The organism is Terrilactibacillus laevilacticus, assembly GCF_006517395.1.
In the GTDB taxonomy this organism is placed as follows: domain Bacteria; phylum Bacillota; class Bacilli; order Bacillales; family Sporolactobacillaceae; genus Terrilactibacillus; species Terrilactibacillus laevilacticus.
On record NZ_VDCY01000003.1, the window covers coordinates 116,543 to 135,405 of the forward strand.

23 protein-coding genes and 1 other annotated feature are annotated in these 18,863 nt (G+C 37.7%); of the genes, 1 reads left to right on the forward strand and 22 read right to left on the reverse strand.

Annotated features, from left to right (window positions below; translation table 11 throughout):
- Nucleotides 1–24 precede the first annotated feature (24 nt).
- The 7 genes from FG390_RS05480 to FG390_RS05510 form a co-directional block, all read right to left on the reverse strand.
- On the reverse strand, nt 25–231 hold the full coding sequence (locus FG390_RS05480) for a DUF2905 domain-containing protein (protein ID WP_141190034.1): 207 nt from the start codon (nt 229–231) through the stop codon (nt 25–27).
- A gap of 4 nt (nt 232–235) precedes the next feature.
- Nucleotides 236–1,222: a Holliday junction branch migration DNA helicase RuvB gene (gene ruvB / locus FG390_RS05485; protein ID WP_246092722.1), complete on the reverse strand. Its 987-nt coding sequence runs from the start codon at nt 1,220–1,222 to the stop codon at nt 236–238.
- A gap of 34 nt (nt 1,223–1,256) precedes the next feature.
- Nucleotides 1,257–1,841, reverse strand: coding sequence for a Holliday junction branch migration protein RuvA (gene ruvA / locus FG390_RS05490; protein ID WP_141190036.1), 585 nt, complete (start codon nt 1,839–1,841; stop codon nt 1,257–1,259).
- Between the two features lie 176 nt (nt 1,842–2,017).
- Entirely contained in the window at nt 2,018–2,743 is a 726-nt protein-coding gene (locus FG390_RS05495) for a YebC/PmpR family DNA-binding transcriptional regulator (protein WP_141190037.1), read from the reverse strand.
- Nucleotides 2,744–2,885: 142 nt separating this feature from the next.
- The gene (locus tag FG390_RS05500) at nt 2,886–3,527 is read right to left on the reverse strand and encodes a YhcN/YlaJ family sporulation lipoprotein (protein ID WP_141190038.1); all 642 of its coding nucleotides are present in this window, start codon (nt 3,525–3,527) and stop codon (nt 2,886–2,888) included.
- Between the two features lie 78 nt (nt 3,528–3,605).
- Entirely contained in the window at nt 3,606–4,340 is a 735-nt protein-coding gene (gene nadE / locus FG390_RS05505; protein WP_141190212.1) for an NAD(+) synthase, read from the reverse strand.
- 90 nt (nt 4,341–4,430) lie between these two features.
- Nucleotides 4,431–6,125, reverse strand: a complete 1,695-nt coding sequence (locus tag FG390_RS05510; protein ID WP_181406390.1) for a LysM peptidoglycan-binding domain-containing protein — start codon at nt 6,123–6,125, stop codon at nt 4,431–4,433.
- Between the two features lie 489 nt (nt 6,126–6,614).
- On the opposite strand from FG390_RS05510, the gene FG390_RS05515 reads away from it, so the two are divergent.
- Nucleotides 6,615–7,145 carry a transcription repressor NadR gene (locus FG390_RS05515; RefSeq protein WP_141190040.1) on the forward strand — a complete coding sequence of 177 codons (531 nt, stop codon included), beginning with the start codon at nt 6,615–6,617 and terminating at the stop codon, nt 7,143–7,145.
- On the opposite strand, the gene thrR is transcribed toward FG390_RS05515, so the two are convergent.
- From thrR to radC, 15 genes are all read right to left on the reverse strand, one after another.
- Nucleotides 7,133–7,588, reverse strand: a complete 456-nt coding sequence (gene thrR / locus FG390_RS05520) for a transcriptional regulator ThrR (RefSeq protein WP_141190041.1) — start codon at nt 7,586–7,588, stop codon at nt 7,133–7,135. The two genes, FG390_RS05515 and thrR, sit on opposite strands and share 13 nt — an antisense overlap.
- A 12-nt stretch (nt 7,589–7,600) precedes the next feature.
- Nucleotides 7,601–8,887 carry a GTPase ObgE gene (obgE, locus tag FG390_RS05525; RefSeq protein WP_141190042.1) on the reverse strand — a complete coding sequence of 429 codons (1,287 nt, stop codon included), beginning with the start codon at nt 8,885–8,887 and terminating at the stop codon, nt 7,601–7,603.
- 15 nt (nt 8,888–8,902) lie between these two features.
- Nucleotides 8,903–9,442, reverse strand: coding sequence for a Spo0B C-terminal domain-containing protein (locus FG390_RS05530; RefSeq protein ID WP_141190043.1), 540 nt, complete (start codon nt 9,440–9,442; stop codon nt 8,903–8,905).
- 371 nt (nt 9,443–9,813) lie between these two features.
- A complete protein-coding gene (gene rpmA, locus FG390_RS05535; RefSeq protein WP_141190044.1) occupies nt 9,814–10,104 on the reverse strand; it encodes a 50S ribosomal protein L27 in 291 nt (96 codons plus the stop codon).
- Between the two features lie 14 nt (nt 10,105–10,118).
- Nucleotides 10,119–10,448: a ribosomal-processing cysteine protease Prp gene (locus FG390_RS05540; RefSeq protein ID WP_141190045.1), complete on the reverse strand. Its 330-nt coding sequence runs from the start codon at nt 10,446–10,448 to the stop codon at nt 10,119–10,121.
- Nucleotides 10,449–10,460: 12 nt separating this feature from the next.
- Nucleotides 10,461–10,769 (reverse strand): 50S ribosomal protein L21, encoded by a 309-nt coding sequence (gene rplU, locus FG390_RS05545; RefSeq protein WP_141190046.1) that lies wholly within the window; start codon nt 10,767–10,769, stop codon nt 10,461–10,463.
- Nucleotides 10,770–10,780: 11 nt separating this feature from the next.
- Nucleotides 10,781–10,863: a sequence feature (ribosomal protein L21 leader region), on the reverse strand.
- A gap of 86 nt (nt 10,864–10,949) precedes the next feature.
- On the reverse strand, nt 10,950–12,125 hold the full coding sequence (locus tag FG390_RS05550) for a ribonuclease E/G (protein WP_141190047.1): 1,176 nt from the start codon (nt 12,123–12,125) through the stop codon (nt 10,950–10,952).
- A 60-nt stretch (nt 12,126–12,185) separates the two neighbouring features.
- A complete protein-coding gene (locus tag FG390_RS05555; protein WP_141190048.1) occupies nt 12,186–13,061 on the reverse strand; it encodes a M50 family metallopeptidase in 876 nt (291 codons plus the stop codon).
- Complete coding sequence (locus tag FG390_RS05560) at nt 13,058–13,825, reverse strand: M23 family metallopeptidase (RefSeq protein WP_141190049.1); 768 nt, start codon at nt 13,823–13,825, stop codon at nt 13,058–13,060. The genes FG390_RS05555 and FG390_RS05560 overlap by 4 nt, the downstream gene beginning before the upstream one ends.
- A 149-nt stretch (nt 13,826–13,974) precedes the next feature.
- Complete coding sequence (gene minD / locus FG390_RS05565) at nt 13,975–14,772, reverse strand: septum site-determining protein MinD (protein WP_141190050.1); 798 nt, start codon at nt 14,770–14,772, stop codon at nt 13,975–13,977.
- A gap of 23 nt (nt 14,773–14,795) precedes the next feature.
- Complete coding sequence (gene minC / locus FG390_RS05570) at nt 14,796–15,473, reverse strand: septum site-determining protein MinC (protein WP_141190051.1); 678 nt, start codon at nt 15,471–15,473, stop codon at nt 14,796–14,798.
- Nucleotides 15,474–15,531: 58 nt separating this feature from the next.
- Nucleotides 15,532–16,044 (reverse strand): rod shape-determining protein MreD, encoded by a 513-nt coding sequence (mreD, locus tag FG390_RS05575; protein ID WP_141190052.1) that lies wholly within the window; start codon nt 16,042–16,044, stop codon nt 15,532–15,534.
- Complete coding sequence (gene mreC / locus FG390_RS05580; RefSeq protein WP_141190053.1) at nt 16,045–16,905, reverse strand: rod shape-determining protein MreC; 861 nt, start codon at nt 16,903–16,905, stop codon at nt 16,045–16,047.
- A gap of 25 nt (nt 16,906–16,930) precedes the next feature.
- Complete coding sequence (locus FG390_RS05585; protein ID WP_141190054.1) at nt 16,931–17,965, reverse strand: rod shape-determining protein; 1,035 nt, start codon at nt 17,963–17,965, stop codon at nt 16,931–16,933.
- Nucleotides 17,966–18,080: 115 nt separating this feature from the next.
- Entirely contained in the window at nt 18,081–18,767 is a 687-nt protein-coding gene (gene radC, locus FG390_RS05590) for a RadC family protein (RefSeq protein WP_246092713.1), read from the reverse strand.
- Between the last annotated feature and the right edge of the window lie 96 nt (nt 18,768–18,863).

Genomic DNA, 18,863 nt, shown 5'->3' on the forward strand with positions numbered 1-18,863 from the left:
GATCATGAGAACTGATTTTAACACCTATCGTTTTAAAAAAACATTGATAATATAAAGAAGGAACGATACTCCAATGCCAAGGATAATCGATGTTACTATTGGAAAAAAGAAGACTGTATTTCCTTTTTTAAAAACGATATCCCCTGGAAGTTTTCCAATAAATCTCCAGAGAAGTCCAATGAGAAAGATAATGGCACCTACAACCATCAACATTTTCCCTACAGAACTCATTTAACTATCCCTTTCTTTCTAAATTAAAATGATGATAGCCAGCATTTGTCACCATACGACCCCTTGGTGTCCTTTGAATAAAACCAATTTGAAGTAAATAAGGTTCATACACATCCTCAATCGTATGTCGTTCCTCACCAATTGTCGCTGCAATCGTATCAAGCCCAACAGGACCACCACCAAATTTTTCAATAATACCTAATAGTAATTGATGGTCAACATGATCAAGACCTAATTCATCAACCTGCAGGCGAGATAATCCTTTCCTCGTCACTTCTTGATCAATAACTCCTTTATTTGTGACTTGGGCAAAATCTCGGATACGACGAAGTAAACGGTTCGCAATACGTGGGGTTCCTCTTGAACGTCTCGCCATTTCACTCGCTGCTTGTTCGTCCAACTCAGTATTCAACACCTGGGCAGTTCGTTTCAGTATTTGAGCAAGTTCATCCACGTCATAAAATTGTAAACGACTCATCACACCAAATCGATCTCGTAAAGGCGGAGATAGAGCCCCCGCTCTTGTTGTTGCTCCAACTAATGTAAATGGTGGCAAATCGATACGAACGGAATGCGCCGTTTCTCCTTTACCTAAAATGATATCGAGGCAAAAGTCCTCCATGGCAGGATACAACACTTCCTCTACATGGCGGCTTAAGCGGTGAATTTCATCAATAAAAAGGACATCTCCTGGCTCAAGCGCCGTTAATACTGCTGCTAAATCTCCTGGTCTTTCAATAGCTGGCCCAGATGTTGTCCGTATGTTGACCCCCATTTCGTTCGCAATAATCATGGATAGAGTTGTTTTTCCAAGGCCGGGAGGACCATACAATAAGACATGATCAAGTGGTTCGCTTCGCTGTTTTGCTGCTTGAATAAAGACACGTAAATTAGCTTTCACCTGTTCCTGCCCAATATAGTTTTCCAATGTATGTGGACGAATCGTTGTTTCTTCAAATTCATCATCGGCGATTGTACGGCTTGAAACCATCCGATCGTTATCCAAAGGCTTTCCCCCTCCTATCTTATCCATTTAGCATGAGTTTCAATGCTTCTTTGATATACTGCTCAGCTGTATAATCTTTATCTTTGAGTTTTGGAACAACACGTTTAACCTCTTTGTCTGAATATCCCAAGGCCTTCAGAGCTTCTAAAGCTTCATCCAATCCATCGTTTTGAACGTCATGATCATTAAATAGACCTGTTTTAGTTTGATCAAGTTTGCCTTTTAAATCTAATATAATTTGTCTTGCTGTTTTTTTACCAATGCCAGGGAATTTTGTTAAATAGGATTCGTTTTCTGCATCAATCGCTTGAATAATACTTTCGGGCTTGCCTGATGCGAGTATTGCTAGCCCACCTTTGGGCCCGATACCTGAAACACTTAACAGTTGAATAAAAAGTTCTCGTTCTTCTCTACTCTTGAATCCATAAAGTGCCATCATATCTTCTCGAACGTAATGATATGTATAAATCGTTGTTTCTTCACCAAATACATCTTGATACAAAAAAGGATTGGCACATAGAACTTGATAGCCTACTCCTTGATTTTCAATGACAATGTATTTGCTTGAGATATATGAAATTTTTCCTTTTATATAATCAAACAATTTATTTCCCCTCAATAATGACGAATTAAAAAAGACAAGAAGTACAATATATTGTCTCACCATTATCATACCATAAAAGTTTCAAGCATGATAACTGCTTAACTTCAATGTTAAAAACGCTCTTTCTCCAAAAAAAAATAAGAGGGCATAAAATATCGCCCTCACATCTCCATTGTTTACTCTTCTTCTAAATTATGATAAATATCTTGCACATCATCGTTGTCTTCTAGCATATCAATGAGACGGTTCATTTTCGCTTGATCTTCATTTGATAATGATGTCGTGGTTTGTGGTATATTGGATATTTCGGATTCTTCAATTGCATACCCTTTTTCTTGAAGGGCATTTTTTACATCAGAAAAAGCTTCAGGGCTTGTTAAAATCACAAAGCCTTCTTCTTCCGTTTCGAGTTCATCAGCGCCTGCATCTATCGCATCGAGCATGAGTTCCTCTTCATCTATATCCTCAGATGCAAGAATGGTGATAACACCTTTTTTTTCAAACATAAAACCGACGCAGCCTGTTTCACCAAGATTACCACCATTTTTAGAAAAAGCATGTCTGATCTCGGAAGCAGATCGGTTTTTATTATCTGTTAAGACTTCAACAATGACAGCCACTCCACCAGGTCCATATCCTTCGTACGTAATTTCTTCGTACGTGACACCATCTAAGTTCCCGGTTGCTTTTTTAATTGCACGGGAAATATTATCATTAGGCATGTTGGCGGCTTTTGCTTTTTCAACGGCTAGTCTTAGAGACGCATTCATTTCGGGATCGCCTCCGCCCGTTTTGGCTGCCAGAAAAATATCTTTAGCAAGTTTCATGAATATTTTTCCACGTTTTGCATCTTTAGCATTTTTTTTATGTTGAATGGTTTTCCATTTTGAATGTCCTGACATTTATTTGACCTCCCCACTGTTGATTGGTAAATGTCATGTATCTTAGTAACTCTAGAAGGATTAACCCATTATATTATACATGTAATGAACCAATAAAAAAAGAGCTAGGAATCGATGCCCTAGCCCTTTTTTGTGATTGTCACTATTTTGCATTATTTTGAAATGGTCTTTGAATAGCATTTCCCAAATCATTTAAAATCCCAGTAATATCGGAACCCACTTCATTTGTTACATTACCACCAGCATTGATAATTCGATTATTAACATTGGTGATACGATTGACTGTTTTCCGATCAGTCGCTACTCTCACTTGTTTATTCGGTGTTATCGATTTTGCTCTATTGGATACACGATCACGTAATTGGCTTAAATCCTGATTGTTTTCAGCTGTTACACCAATGAGGACGTTATTATTATAAACCACGACATTTGCATGACGAACGCCGTCAATTTTTCCAACTGCTCGTGCAATTCGTCTAGCGTCCCTTTGGTCATTTGTTGGGTCATATGCCATATTGTTATTGTTAATGTTATTATTGTCGTTAAATCCAAGATCATTATCACGAGCTACACGGTTATTAAAGTTATCCGTATTTTGCATATTTCTTCCGTTTCGTCTAGTAACATCATTGTAGTCAGCATTTCGATCCGTGTAATACCCTACATCTCGCATATTTTGTCCATTATTGTCAAAGGCTGCATTACGATCATTATTGGCTCCACACCCTGCAAGTACACCAGTCATCATTAATGCTGTCGAAAATGTTAAAATGGTTTTTTTCATTTTTAAAAAATACCCCCTTTCACACACTATCTTGTGTAAAAGGGGATTTTCTTAGTCAGTTATTGATAGGATACATAGTTAAAATTTAGGAGGTGCAGCAGCGAGTGAGCGTTTATGTTCTGTTCGCACATGCATTTCTTCTATGATTTCTTTATCTTTTTCAGGTATTTCTTTTCCTTCTAAGTAAGCATCGATCATATTATATGTTGTACCCATTTCATTTTCATCTGTTTGTCCTTCCCATAAACCTGCAGATGGTTTTTTGTTAAGAACGGATTCTGGTACACCAAGTACTTTAGCCATTTGACCAACTTGTCCTTTTGTAAAGTTAACTAAAGGAACAAGATCCACACCACCATCACCGTATTTTGTGAAATAGCCCGTATACCATTCGTCGGCATTATCAGTACCTACAACTAAATAATTTTTTTGAGAAGCAACAGTATATAATGTACTCATTCTTAAACGGGCTCTTAAATTTCCATCACCTAACCTAGCTCTTGTTTCATCCCAATTTTCGCCAAATTGTTCTTTAACCTGATTAAAGAGAACATGATGTGTTTCAGTTAAATCAACTTCGATAAAATCGATACCCGCACTATCAATAACTGCTTTAGCATCTTTTTTATCTTGAGGGTTACTTTTACAAGGCATAATGACGCCCAGGCTATTTTCTGGAAAAGCTCGTTTGATTAAGTGAGTGACTGTTGCCGAATCGATACCGCCACTTACTCCAACAAGAAGGCCATCAGCATGGGCTTCTTGTGCTTTTTCTCTAAGCCAAGAAATCGTATTGTCGATTGATTTTTCAATATTCAAATGATTTCGCTCCCTTCTTCATCTTCCTTAGTTTATCACAATCAGGAAATGAAAACCAAAAAAAAGAGTGACGATTTCATATCGTCACTCTTTTTTTGATTTATCTTCGCTATCCTGTGAAAGCGAGGGTTGTAAAGGATGTTCTGAGTGGTTATCATAACTATACCATCGCTCTTCAGGGGATTTTGTTTGACCATCCCAATGAGTATATGACCCAGCTATTAAGGGTGTTTCTTTGCTTTCGTTTGAACGACTTACTGGATGAACATCCGCTTTTCCATAATAAGGTTGTTGATTAGAATAAGATGGAAAAGGTGTTAAAATCGGATTAAATCCTTGATCTCCGCATCCACAGGGTTGTTGTAGTTGTGTATATCCACGATATAAATCAGGACTTGGATAAGGTGACATCGGACCTTGATATGTTGGACCTGCACTACCTGATTTTCCTCCTTTTGGTGGCCGAGGTGGTTGGTAGGCTGGGCTAACATCGCTTGGATAACCTGGATTCGGCGATGCCGGTCCTTGATACGCCGGACTTACACTACCTGGTTTTCCTCCCTTCGGTGGCTTAGGAGGCTGGTAGGCTGGGCTTACACTGCTTGGATAACCTGGATTTGGTGATGCTGGTCCTTGATACGCTGGGCTTACACTGCTTGGATAACCTGGATTCGGTGATGCTGGTCCTTGATACGCTGGGCTTACACCGCTTGGATAACCTGGATTCGGTGATGACGGACCTTGATACGCTGGACTTACACCGCTTGGATAACCAAGATTTGGTGATGCTGGTCCTTGATACACTGGGCTTACACTGCTTGGATAACCTGGATTTGGTGATGACAGGCCTTGATACGCTGGACTTACACTGCTTGGATAACCTGGATTTGGTGATGACGGGCCTTGATACGCTGGACTTACATTGCTTGGATTAGCAGGACTTTCATTCGTTATAGGCATAGTAGGCATTAGATTTGAAGATATGGGGCTTTCCATTGGTTGACTTGGATTCAATTGGGTACCAGAATGTTCTCCTCGCTTCATCTCTTTTCCACTTTGTAATGGAGAAGTAGTAGGATATGGCGCTGGGTAAGGTAGATTCCAAGGTGCACCTTGATTTATTGATTCTGGATAATTTTCCAAGTTATCATAATATTTGTCGTTACCTTCTGAACCGACTGGGTAAAGTTGAGCAGCATTAGCTTCATCATTCCAACCACCAAGATATGATGGTTCTTGATGACTTTGGTTAGGCTTATTAGGAATAGAAGTTTCAGCCAATGAATACAACATTTCATTATTAACCTGCTGTGTATAGAACGGATTTGTTTGAGGCATTTGATTTATATTGGATAATTGTTCTGGCATGGTTTGATTAGTTGAAGTCATATCTGGATTAGCTGGTGAGGGAACATTTGGCCATTGATACATCGGCACTTGCTCTTGCTCAGACTCAAGCATTGGATAATTTGTTGATTGAGTAGGCATAGGACTAGGTGAAGGAGGTGTTAGGTTGGTTTGGCCTTGTTCTGTTCTAGGACTTGTTTCAATAGTAGGCTGTGTTTGGATTCCTTGTTGGGCTTCTGAACGAGTTTCTACCTCAATTCTTTCTTTAGTTCCTTTTTTTATTCCTAAAGGAACTTTTACTTTTGAACCCGGTATAAGCTCATCAGTCTCATTAAGTGAAGGATTTAATTTTTTTAAAGTTTCAATCGTAGTCCCTTGTTTTTTAGCGATAATCGCTAGCGTATCACCTTTTTGCACGACATAGATTTTCACGACATCTATACCTCCTAGGAAAATTTCATTTGATCATTATATGTGTGCATGGTCAGATTGCCACACTTTCACAAATAAAGAAATCTTCATTAAAGCCTCTGTTCTGAGACTTGCCCCGCAATCGGCAAGTTTTCTTTACACTGATTTTTATTTATATATTTTGGTAATCAGTATAAGGGCAACCAGCATCACTTCTCGAATTTGCTTCGAGTTGTCACGAAAGCGAAGCTGAAGTGACACACTAAGCCTCTGTCTGCGCCTGCGGCCCCGCAATCGGCAAGTTTTCTTTATACTGATTTAAAATTTATATATTTAAATAATCAGTATAAGGGCGGGCTAAGCCTCTGTCTGCGCCTGCGGCTTGCCAATCGGCAAGTTTTCTTTATAATGAAAGTGTGTTTGTTCGTATGAGAATATGAAGAATGAAGTATGTTTTCTTCCTCACTTTCGAACATCCTTTTCCATTATATTGTTTCAGGGGTTGTTTATATGCGTGATCATGCAAAACAAAATGGTTCAGACCGAAGAGCCTATTTATTAAGGTTATTAAAATCTCATCGTGAACCGATAACTGGCAGTGAACTTGCCAAGCGTACGAATGTCAGTCGCCAAGTGATTGTTCAAGATATTTCTTTACTTAAAGCCAAGAATCATCCCATCATCGCAACCTCACAAGGATATCTTTTTTTATCTCAATCCGATTCTACAACCAAACATCGTGTCATTGCTTGTCAGCATCAGCTTGAAGATACACAAGATGAACTAAACATTATTGTTGATTGTGGAGCCGTTGTAAAAAATGTGACCATTGATCATCCTATCTACGGTGAGATGACTGGATCTCTAATGATAAAAAATCGTCTGGAAGTGGCCCATTTTATAAATAAATTAAAAGAGACAAACGCTCCTCTCCTCTCAACATTAACAGAAGGCGTTCATCTCCATTTGATTGAAGCTCCAACCGAAGACATTCTTAATACTGTTTGTGATGCTTTGGCAGAAGCGGGCTACTTATTGTAGCCTCCTGTGCCAATTATATCGACTTGATCTACAGAATCTAAGTTTTTCAGTTCATCAATAAATTGATTGAAATTCCAAACCACAGCACTCGTATCAAGTGACAAGGTTACATTTGCTGATCCTTGTAATGGTATCGTTTGATGGATCGTTAAAATATTACACCCTGCTTTTGCAACAATTTCCAATAATTGTGTCAAACTCCCTTTTTGATCTTCTAAATGAATTAATAAAGTGACAATATTTTCTTTCATAATTTGATGAAATGGAAAAATTCCATCACGATATTTATAATAGGCGCTACGGCTTAAACCTACCATCTTTACCGCTTCCGTTACGTTTTCAACTTTCTTTCGTTCGATTAAATGCTTAACTTGCAACACTTTTTGCATAGATTCTGAAAGTACATCCTCACGAACTAAATAAAATTGTTGCTTCTCTTTCATTGTACAAATCCTCTAATCCATAAATTCAAACTCATAATCTAAAATGCGTACGATGTCTCCATCTTCTATTCCTTTTTCACGAAGAGCATCGTCAACGCCCATACCTCTAAGTTGACGGGCAAAACGCCTGATGGCTTCATCATGACTAAAGTCCGTCATTTTAAAGAGCTTCTCAATTTTTGGACCACTTATAACATAGGTTCCTTGATCATCTCTATTAATAATAAAAGGCTTTTCTTCTTCCTGCATCCTATAGACAACACGTTTTTTCTCGTTTTCCTCTGCATCATATATAGGAATGACTGGTGCCGTTTTTAGAGTTTCAGATACAGCATGAAGTAAGTCGTCTAAGCCTGCTTTTGTTAGGGATGAAATTGGAAAGATAGGAATATCTTCATTTAATTGAGATTTAAATTTCTCCAAATTCTCTTCACTTTCTGGCATGTCCATTTTATTCGCTGCAATAATTTGAGGTCTATCTAGCAAGCGCCATTGATATTCTTTTAATTCATCATTAATTTTCACAAAATCTTGATAAGGATCACGACCTTCACTTGCAGACATATCAACGACATGCACAATGACTCGTGTTCTTTCAATATGTCTTAAAAATTGATGCCCTAAGCCGGCTCCTTGACTTGCTCCTTCAATTAATCCTGGTAGATCAGCGATAACAAAGCTTTCTGTCTCACCAACAGAAACCACTCCGAGATTAGGTTTAATCGTCGTAAAATGGTATGCGGCTATTTTCGGCTTGGCTGCGGATACAACCGATAGTAGAGTGGATTTACCTACACTTGGAAACCCAACTAAACCAACGTCCGCTAATAATTTTAATTCCAATCGGATTTCTCGTTCCTCACCAGGTTCTCCATTTTCAGCAATATACGGAGCAGGATTTTTGGGTGTCGCAAAGCGCGTATTTCCACGGCCACCACGGCCACCTTTTGCTATAACAGCTTCATCCCCTTGTTCGACTAAATCAGCTATCACGCTATCCGTTGCTTTGTCTTTCACTATTGTTCCCGGTGGAACTCTCACGATCATGGGTTTTGCTTTCCTACCATGCTGATTTTTTGATCCTCCATTTTCTCCTCTTGGTGCTTTAAAATGGCGTTGAAAACGAAAATCCATTAATGTGCGTAATCCTTCATCGACACGAAAGATAACATCTGCCCCATTTCCTCCATCTCCACCAGCTGGCCCACCATCAGGCACATATTTTTCTCGCCTAAAAGCAACCATGCCATTTCCGCCATCGCCACCTTTAACATAAATATCGACTTGATCTACAAACACACTGAAACACCTCATTTATTCTAATTCTAAAACTACATTTGCCTTAGTCTCATTGATATAATGTTCAACAAATCGAACTAAACCATACATTTCGGATGAATGAATCCAATTCTCTATAACCTTAACATTCTCAATTTCGCCTGTAAAATCAAAGATTAAAATCGGTTTTTTTTGACTGACATCTAATGTTAAAAACATCCGATTGTCCTTATATTCTAAAACGTTTTTATCAAATTGACGAAGTGTTTTTTTTATTGCCTGTAACATCTTACGATCATGCTTTGATATGTCAAAATCATTTTTACCAATAACTTGAAAAGAAAGATGGAGATGATGGTCTAACCAGTTATATGTCATAATGTAAGTTGTTAAAACAGGAACTTGTAAATTAGATAATTTTGATTCATTTTTTGCTTTCGTAATAATTTGATCAATGACTCGATCAACTTCATGGTATTTTCCAAGCGATAAGTAACCTTTAACGAGTTGCACATCATTTAACCAATCATGTCGCATATGACGAAAATAGTCGATTAATTTCTTTTCATTAATCATCAACAAATCCCCTAAGGTATCACTTTTTCAAGGTAAATATATAACAGAAAGGAAATCAAACTGTGTATGCGGTAACATAATTATTGATTCATTATTGTAGCATTAAAAAAAACATCATTTAAATATTAGAATATTCCAATCTATTAAGACAATCTTCGCCCTTATGGCTATTTTATGTCTCATTTATTCCTGAACCTCTCATGACTAAAGTCACGAGTGTTCTCGGCTATTTCATAAAAGCTATAGCCCAAAAAGACGGTACCACATATTCTTCCAAATGATCGAATATGTATAAAAAAACAGTGGATGTATTATCCCGTTACAAAGGAAAACATCCACTGCCTGCCATTTACATTATAATGAAAATGGGCTTATGCTTCTTTCACTTCTGGATATACACTTACTTGTTTGCGATCACGACCAACGCGTTCAAATTTAACAACGCCAGCTACTTTAGCAAAAAGAGTGTCATCTCCACCACGACCTACGTTAACACCTGGATAAATTTTTGTTCCACGTTGACGGAAAAGAATAGATCCACCTGTAACGAATTGTCCATCGGCACGTTTAGCTCCAAGACGTTTGGCAATAGAGTCACGTCCGTTTTTCGTGCTACCTACACCTTTTTTAGATGAAAAGTATTGAAGATTTAATTTTAACATGCGAAAGCACCTCCTTAAGAATGAATTTGAATATGTTGACCGTAGGATTCTTCAATCGTTTTAAGAGAAACAATCATGCCTTCTAACAAAAGTTGAACCTTCACCCAAGCTTCTTGATCGATATCTTTAGAAAAACGGCAACTTAGAAAACCGCCATTCTCAACATCTTGGACATCTGGAGTAATTCCTGTCAATGCTTCGATGGCATTTAGTGATCCAAAGGATACAGCCGAAACACCCGCACAGACAAGATCATATCCATAGGGACCGCTATCGGCATGTCCTTTTATCGTAAATGATAAAATATCTCCTGTATTGTTACGCTTGATATCTACCTCAATCACGAATGAATACTCCTAGGCATTAATTTTTTCAATCGTTACTTTAGTAAAAGGTTGACGGTGACCTTGTTTTTTGCGATAATTTTTTCTTTTTTTGAATTTAAAAACGACAACTTTTTTATCGCGGCCATGAGCATCAACTTTTGCTGTAACTGTAGCTCCTTCTACTGTTGGGGCACCAACTTTAACATCTTCACCACCAACGAAAAGAACTTTGTCAAAAGTAACAGTTTCTCCAGCTTCAGCTTGAAGTTTTTCAATGTAAAGAACTTGACCCTCTTCAACTTTAAATTGTTTTCCACCAGTTTCAATAATTGCGTACATCTCTGCACCTCCTAATATCTCAGACTCGCCAAACTCTAAGGTAGCACTTTATCCGTGCATTTATAGGACCTCGTTTGTGCGGTTGGAGCAGGGGCTCCACGTAGTTATCATCAGTAGAAGACAGACTTTTACCTTTAAACACTACTCAAATAGATTATCATAGTGGGGGCGGGCTGTCAATCATCTATTTAAATCTTTCTTTTCTATGACAGCATCTTGAATTCCATATCTCTTTTTCTTTCTTGTAAGTTCCATAAGTCCGAGATTAGAGTAGCCAAGAACTTTTGTCGTCGTAAAATCATTTAGAAAACAAGATCTAACGTATTGAAGCAATTGCTTTTTATGATCTTCGTTTGTTAAACGGATGAAATCGATAAGAATCATACCACCAATTTGTCGCAATTTAATTTGATTTGCTATTTCAAAAGCAGCCTCTAAGTTGATCGCATAAGCTGTTTCTTCCCAGTTTCTCTTAGGTGTTACTCCAGCTGAATCAATATCTATGATGGTTAATGCTTCCGTATAATCAAACATACAAACAGCTCCTGAATGAAGAACTAATTTTCGATTGATTGCCTTGGCATAAGCCCTATCAATGATTCTTCTTTGCTCCAACCCAACTTTGCTTCTATTAATGGTGACCTCTGGTAAGAACTCTTTACTTATTTTCAGCGGATGATCGGTATATAGATTTATATCACCTGACATATGATGCTCAGAAATGATTTCTTGAAGCAGTTGATTCTCTTTTTTATGGATAGGCCCTAGACGATCCATGTCGATTGTCTTTGTCAGTTTGATCCACTTCTGCTTTAAGGTTTTTAACTCATGGATGAGATCACTTTTTTCTCTATTCGCAGCAGATGTCCGGATAATGAAACCTTCAGGAGCCTGACATTGGTCTTGAAGGTGAAATTTTAGTTTTTCACCTTGATCGATCGAGAGTTGATGTGAAACAGCCATATAATGACTATAGGGTAAATAGATGAGATGACCCCCGCGAATTTGAATATGCTGGGTTAGTCTAGGTCCCTTACTGCGAACAGCTTCTTTTTCAACTTGAACAATCATTTTTTGTCCTTTTTGAATGTTCCCCTGTTGCAATGGATTCATATTCACATCATAAAGAAGATCCTTCAAATGAATAAACCCCTTTTGAGAAGACCCTAACTCAACGAACACTCCCTGTAGCCCTCTCACCATATTGGTCACCTGTCCTAACAAAATATCCCCTATATGACCGGTGGCATATCTCGGTTTCAAATAAAACGTTTGAACGTTATCATCAATAAGGACGGTCCATTTCTCAAATTCTTTATTATTTTCCACCACAATTGTGTATGTATGTCTTTCCATTACTATTCTCCCATCAAATCATCTGTAAGTATTATTTCAAAAAAAAAGACGGGGGGCAACTCAAGTTACCACCCCGTTTTTTAGATCATTCAATGTCTTACCGTTATATTGGCCATTAAAATAGGCATTTAAAATATCTCGTTCGTCTATTTCGTTTATAGTATTGTGCGATATACCCGTAATACGGTATCGACTTTGTGAACTTTTATAGAGAAGATGAAGGGCTTTTACAATGGACAGATTACCTTGTATATATCGTGTCTGGACTTTCTTCACTTTTACCGTATTGTTCCATTTCGATAATAAAAAGCGGATAAAGATAAAACGTCGCTCGATCCAATCACGATAGATGGAGATTAAGATAAAACCACTAATAACAAAGTAATTTAATGTGAAAGGGAAATTCAAAAGGACAACTACCGATAAACAACCTAATTGTAGACACGATAAGAGGAGGGTCCATGTGTAAGCTTTCATAAAGGGAAGATAATTCTGCAAGATAATACGCAAGATTTTTCCACCATCTAATGGCCATATCGGTAACAAGTTAAATAATAGAATCATTTTATTATAATACAAAAAAAGTTGATGATTTTCAGGGTTCCATACGTCCGTTTTAAGCATTAAATAAGAAACCAATGGTAACCACAAATGCTGAATAGGCCCCGAAATGGTCACAATAAATTCCTGATAGGCCGGCTTATCGACATGATTATCCACTTTCGCAACGCCACCAAAGGGCAATAATTGAATGGATTCTACACGCCAACCAAAAATTAAAGCTGAGATCCCATGACCGCATTCATGAATAAAGACAATAAAAACGATGGTACTAACTTCCCAAAAATGCCCCGTAAAAAGGCCTATTCCAACGACTATCCAAAAAACTGGATGAATCCTGATTTTTAAGAATAAGTGGCGAATGATAGCCATCATTGAAATAAGGTTGCTGGATCAACAAATTTCCCGTTTTCTTTCAATGCAAAATAGAAAGAACCATATTTGTCATTTGTATCTTCAGAGACAATCCCTAGATCCTGCCCTTTCTTTACATTATCGTATATTTTTACGTGAACTTTATTTAACCGACCATACCAAGATTCAGCTCCATTTTGATGTTGAACTATAATGGTTTTTCCAGTTTCTTTTTTCTCTCCAACAAAAACCACCATACCATCTTTCACTGCTTCAACTTTTGATTTTGGGGTTGTTTGGACTAAAATACCTGGTTTTGAATTTGAAAACTGCTCTTTTACTTCACCAGCAACAGGTTGAGAGAACCTACTAGCGTTTGAACTGGCGCTCTTAGTTGTCTTTTGTTCAGACTGTTCATCTGTTTTCGTCTGACTTGGAAAAAAGGCCAATGGTTGTCCAAATTTAGACTCATACCATTTTGATACTTCGGTAAATTGAAAATCATTTGCGAATGATTTTTCCATAACGCTTCTTACGGTATTAAATCGACTATCCATCGATCTTTCTGCAATTATGGCCACTAATATGAGTAAAGCTGCCACTAAACATTTGAATAGAAAGCGATTGGTTTTAAAAAGTGGATATGATTCACCTGTTTTTTGACCTTCTTTCCCATAAGGAACCTTTCCTGATATAGCAGGATCATTCATTCTTATCGGTCTAATGTCGCTCTTCATCTTCTTACGATTAAGATGACGTTTTTTAATTTCTTTGAGACGACTCATACGCACCCTTCCTTTAACAATATATCTAAAAGTACAACCAGTGATTGATACATTGTATGAAAAAAAGGGACAAGTTAGAACATGTCACTTAATAGAAAAACCACTAGAGAATAATCTAGTGGTATAAACAATCCTTAATCAATATATGATTACCGCATGCCTAATAATTGTTTTACTTTTTTAAAAAAACCAGGTTTGTCATCAATCGTTAATAACGGAACTGTTTCACCTAGAATTCTTCGACCAATGTTGCGATAAGCTAAAGAAGATTTTGATGAAGGGTGTAGGGCAACCGGTTCTCCCTTATTTGTTGCTGAAATGACAGCATCATCATCAATGACAATACCTAAGAGATCAATAGCAAGAATATTGATAATCTCATCAACCTCTAACATATCTCCAGTTTTGACCATGTGACTTCTAATGCGATTAATGATCAATCGTGGTGAAGAAATGTTCTTTTCTTGTTCTAATAAACCAACAATCCGATCCGCGTCACGAACGGATGAAATCTCGGGTGTGGTAACGACGATGGCGTGATCTGCCCCGGCAATCGCATTTTTAAATCCAGATTCAATCCCGGCCGGGCAATCAATGATGACATAGTCGTAATCCCGTTTTAATTCTTCTATCATCCACTTCATTTGTTTTTGATCAACAGCGGTCTTATCACTTGTCTGAGCCGCTGGAAGTAAACTTAAATCTTCAAATCGTTTGTCCTTAATTAAGGCTTGATTCAATTTACAACGTCCTTGAGCTACATCTACAAGGTCATATATAATTCGATTTTCAAGTCCCATAACAACGTCTAAGTTGCGAAGTCCAATATCTGTATCGACAAGACAAACTTTTTTTCCTTGAAGTGCAAGAACTGTCCCCAAGTTGGCTGTTGTTGTTGTTTTACCAACGCCGCCTTTTCCTGAAGTTACAACAATCGCTTCCCCCATGAGTCAAAACACCCCTCTCGTAATTATTGCCACATAAACGCAAAATTTTTCTTTGATAGTGACTGAATACGGTCAATGACAATTTGATTAAGTGAGGAATCAATAAAAGCATACTCCATGGTATGATCTCTTTTATCTAATTCTTGATTATCGTCTGAACGACTAATAACATCATCAATACGTAATTGAGTTGGCCTCATTACGGATGCAGCAATGATCGCTGATCTCTCGGAATTAACACCGGCATGTGCAACACCTCGTAAAACTCCCATTATATAGATATTCCCAGTTGCAATAACCTGCCCACCTGGGTTAACATCTCCAAAAAGCAGAAGATTGCCTTCCACTTCAAGAATTTGACCAGAACGGACGATACGATGCATAGTCATCATCTTACTTTTTGCAAGTTTTTCCTCACACTCAGCTTTTGTCATGACATCTGATTCTATAGATGCCACAAAAAGTTTATCTTGTGAACGTATAATTTCCGTTATTTCTTTTTTTTGTTTTTGAGACAAGTAGCGATGGCCTGTTTGTACTTTGACAGAGATAAGCGGACCGTCTTGATACGGTTTTTGGTTGTTTACTAGTTTTTCTTTTAGCTCATGAACTAACCGATCATAAGCACAATTTTCATCTAACTCTAGTATTAAACCGTCTTTTTTCCCTTTAATCGTCACAAAAGGCTGTGTCTTTGACATAAGATCCGTTCACCTCAAAAAGATATATTCAACAATATGCACATAAAATCCTTCTTTTTTAGTCGCTTGATTTATCAATTTTAAGCAAAAGTCGCTGAAATGGATAATAAAAGAGGATGATAAAAACCCCATTCAGCAAAAGAGTTGCTGGAAGACGCCACTTTAAAAAATCTGTAAATGATTGATTCGTCACGCCTATGAGCGAATAGATCATATAGACTTCAAATTGAAAAACACTTATTCCAAGTAAAGTTAAAATTAAAATAATAAAGAGATTCAAATGGAATAATCTTGCTAAGTAACTGAAAAGATAAGCCGTTAGTCCCATACAGAAAGCATAGACACCTAGAATAGATGTATAAACCATGTCTGTAAGAAAACCAAATACAATAGCATACAACAGGCTAAGGTTACGGCTTAAGAAAAATGAAATAAACAGGATAAAAATAAAGACAAAGACGGGAACCATTTGAATAGGTTTCCACTGAAAATCTGGCAAAAACACAGGCATAACAGATCCTTCAATGATTAACAACAAAAAAAGGACAAGAAATAATTTTAAGTGTTTCATTTATTTATTCCCCGAATCGGTCGCTGCTGAACGAGCGGACCTTTCGACAATCACGACATGATTTAGGTCGTTAAAGTTTGCAGAGGGTTGAACTTGTGCAATTTTAGTTAATCCATATGGATCCGTTGTTATGCGGGTGATTTTCCCTATTGGGAGTCCACTTGGGAATAACTGACTATATCCAGATGTCGTAACAATTTGTCCTTTTTTCACTTTCGATTTGATCGGAATCTTTTGAAATAAAAGAGTTCCATGTTTGCTGTCATAGCCTTCAACCATACCATAAACGTGATTGCTCATAGCAGAAATCTGATTTTGTTGTTCCATATTGGTAAGTAAAATCACTTCACTCGTAAATTTACTTACTTTTCCTATTTTTCCGACCAAACCATCTGAGGTAACCACAGCCATATCTGACTTTATCCCATCATTCTCACCTTTATCTACGATAACAACTTGATTCCAACCATCATTGGAGCGACCGATAACAAGCGCATGTAGCTTTTTGAAATCCGAAAGTTCTGGCATATTACTTAAATTCATTTGTTTTTTTAAGTCTTGATAATCATGTTTTAAATCTCGATTTTCCTGTTTCACTCGTGCATAGTCACTTAAACTTTCCTTGAGAGCTTTATTTTCTTTATACGTATTTTCAATATCTTGGATAGTCCCAAAGAAACCCGCTACATAATGAGCGGGTCTATTAAAGATATATTGAAACAGTCCAACTGTATCGTGTGCAAATTGTTCAGGCCATGACATCTGTTTTCTTTCTTTTATAGAATATCCGATGAGTGCACCCAGTACAATTATACTAGCTAGAAGAACAATAAGCCTTTTATTTGAAAAAAATGAAGGCAATAGAGACACCTACTTCTTATTCACTTTACTTTTTTCTTGTCGAAGAGATTCCTACTTTTGATCTAAATAAATGTAAATTTTCTAATGATTTACCAGTTCCAATGGCTACACAGTCCATTGGGTTATCCGCAACGATAACTGGCATTTTAGTTTCTTCGCTCAATACACGATCAAGATTTTTCAAAAGAGCACCGCCGCCGGTTAACACAATTCCACGGTCCATAATATCTGCAGCAAGTTCCGGTGGTGTATTTTCAAGTGTTGTTTTAACAGCTTCTACAATTTGCCCCACCGTGTCAGATAAAGCCGAAGCTACTTCTTTGGCTGTTATGTTAATCGTTTTAGGTAGACCCGTCAGAAGATCTCGCCCTCTAATTTCCATATCCTCGTCATCGTCTGTTGGGCCTGCGGAACCAATTTGAAGTTTAAGGGCTTCAGCCGTACGTTCACCAATCATTAAATTATAGTTTTTCTTTACAAACTGTATGATATGTTCATCCATATCATCTCCGGCAATACGAATCGATTGACATGTGACAATTCCACCAAGAGAAATGATTGCCACTTCGGTCGTACCTCCACCAATATCAACAACCATGCTCCCTGTCGGTTCCCATACCGGTAAATCAGCACCTACGGCTGCAGCAAAGGGTTCTTCAATTGTATAGGCTTCTTTCGCACCCGCTTGTTTAGTTGCGTCCTCAACTGCTCGTTTTTCTACTGCTGTAATACCGGAGGGTACACAAACCATAACATTCGGTTTGCGTGAGAAATAGGATCGCTTTTTTTGTGCCTCATTGATAAAATACTTCATCATAGTTGCCGTTGTTTCAAAGTCAGCGATGACGCCGTCTTTCATTGGACGTACTGCAACAATATTTCCTGGTGTTCTTCCGATCATGTTCTTCGCTGGGTTACCTACTGCCTCAATTGTTCCAGTGTCCGTTCTGAGCGCCACAACGGATGGTTCTCGAACAACTACACCCTTTCCTTTAACATATACTAGGGTATTCGCCGTACCGAGGTCGATTCCCATATCTCTAGAAAATCCGCCAAACATCTATGTAATCTCCCTTCATGCTATAAGAGCTTGTTAAAAAGTATTAGTACTTTTTGACAACCGTTATAAAGCTCATAATTATAATTATAGACTAATATTTTATAAAAAAACAGGGCTAAAATATACCTTTTTCTTTTAAACTAACAAACCGTTTATCACCAATGATGATATGATCAAGAACATCAATTCCTATCATCTTACCACATTCTACAAGTCTTTTTGTAACAACAATATCTTCTTGACTTGGCGCCGGATCACCACTTGGATGATTATGGAAACAGATCAAAGATGCAGCCGATCTACGAAAAGCCTCCTTAAATACTTCCCGTGGATGAACAATAGACGCGTTAAGACTTCCAATGAAGATTGTTTTTCGATGAAGAACTTGATTTTTCGTATTCAAATATAAGCATACAAAATGTTCTTGAGTTAGGAAACGCATGTCTTCCATGACATAGTTTGCCCCATCTTCAGGCGAACGAATCGTAAATCGTTCATTGTTTTTTTCTTGAAACATTCTTCTGCCAAGTTCAAGGGATGCAAGGATTTGAACAGCCTTAGCCTGGCCGACTCCTTTTACCTTTTGTAATTCTTGAACTGAGGCATTTTTCAAATAGGCAAGACCTTCAAAATGACACATAATCCTTTGAGATAGTTGCAGAACCGATTCGTGCTTTGAACCTATTCTTAAAACAATCGCCAATAGTTCCGTATTAGACAGTGATTCCGCACCATCCCGTATGAGTCTTTCTCTTGGCCTTTCCTCTTTAGGAACGTCTCGAATCATCATATGATCTTGCATAATATCCATCCTCCTCCATCAACGGCTGTTTAGATCATTGACTTAACATAATAAAATGACCGTTAGTCTTTCCAAATAGCATAGGATAAGGTAATG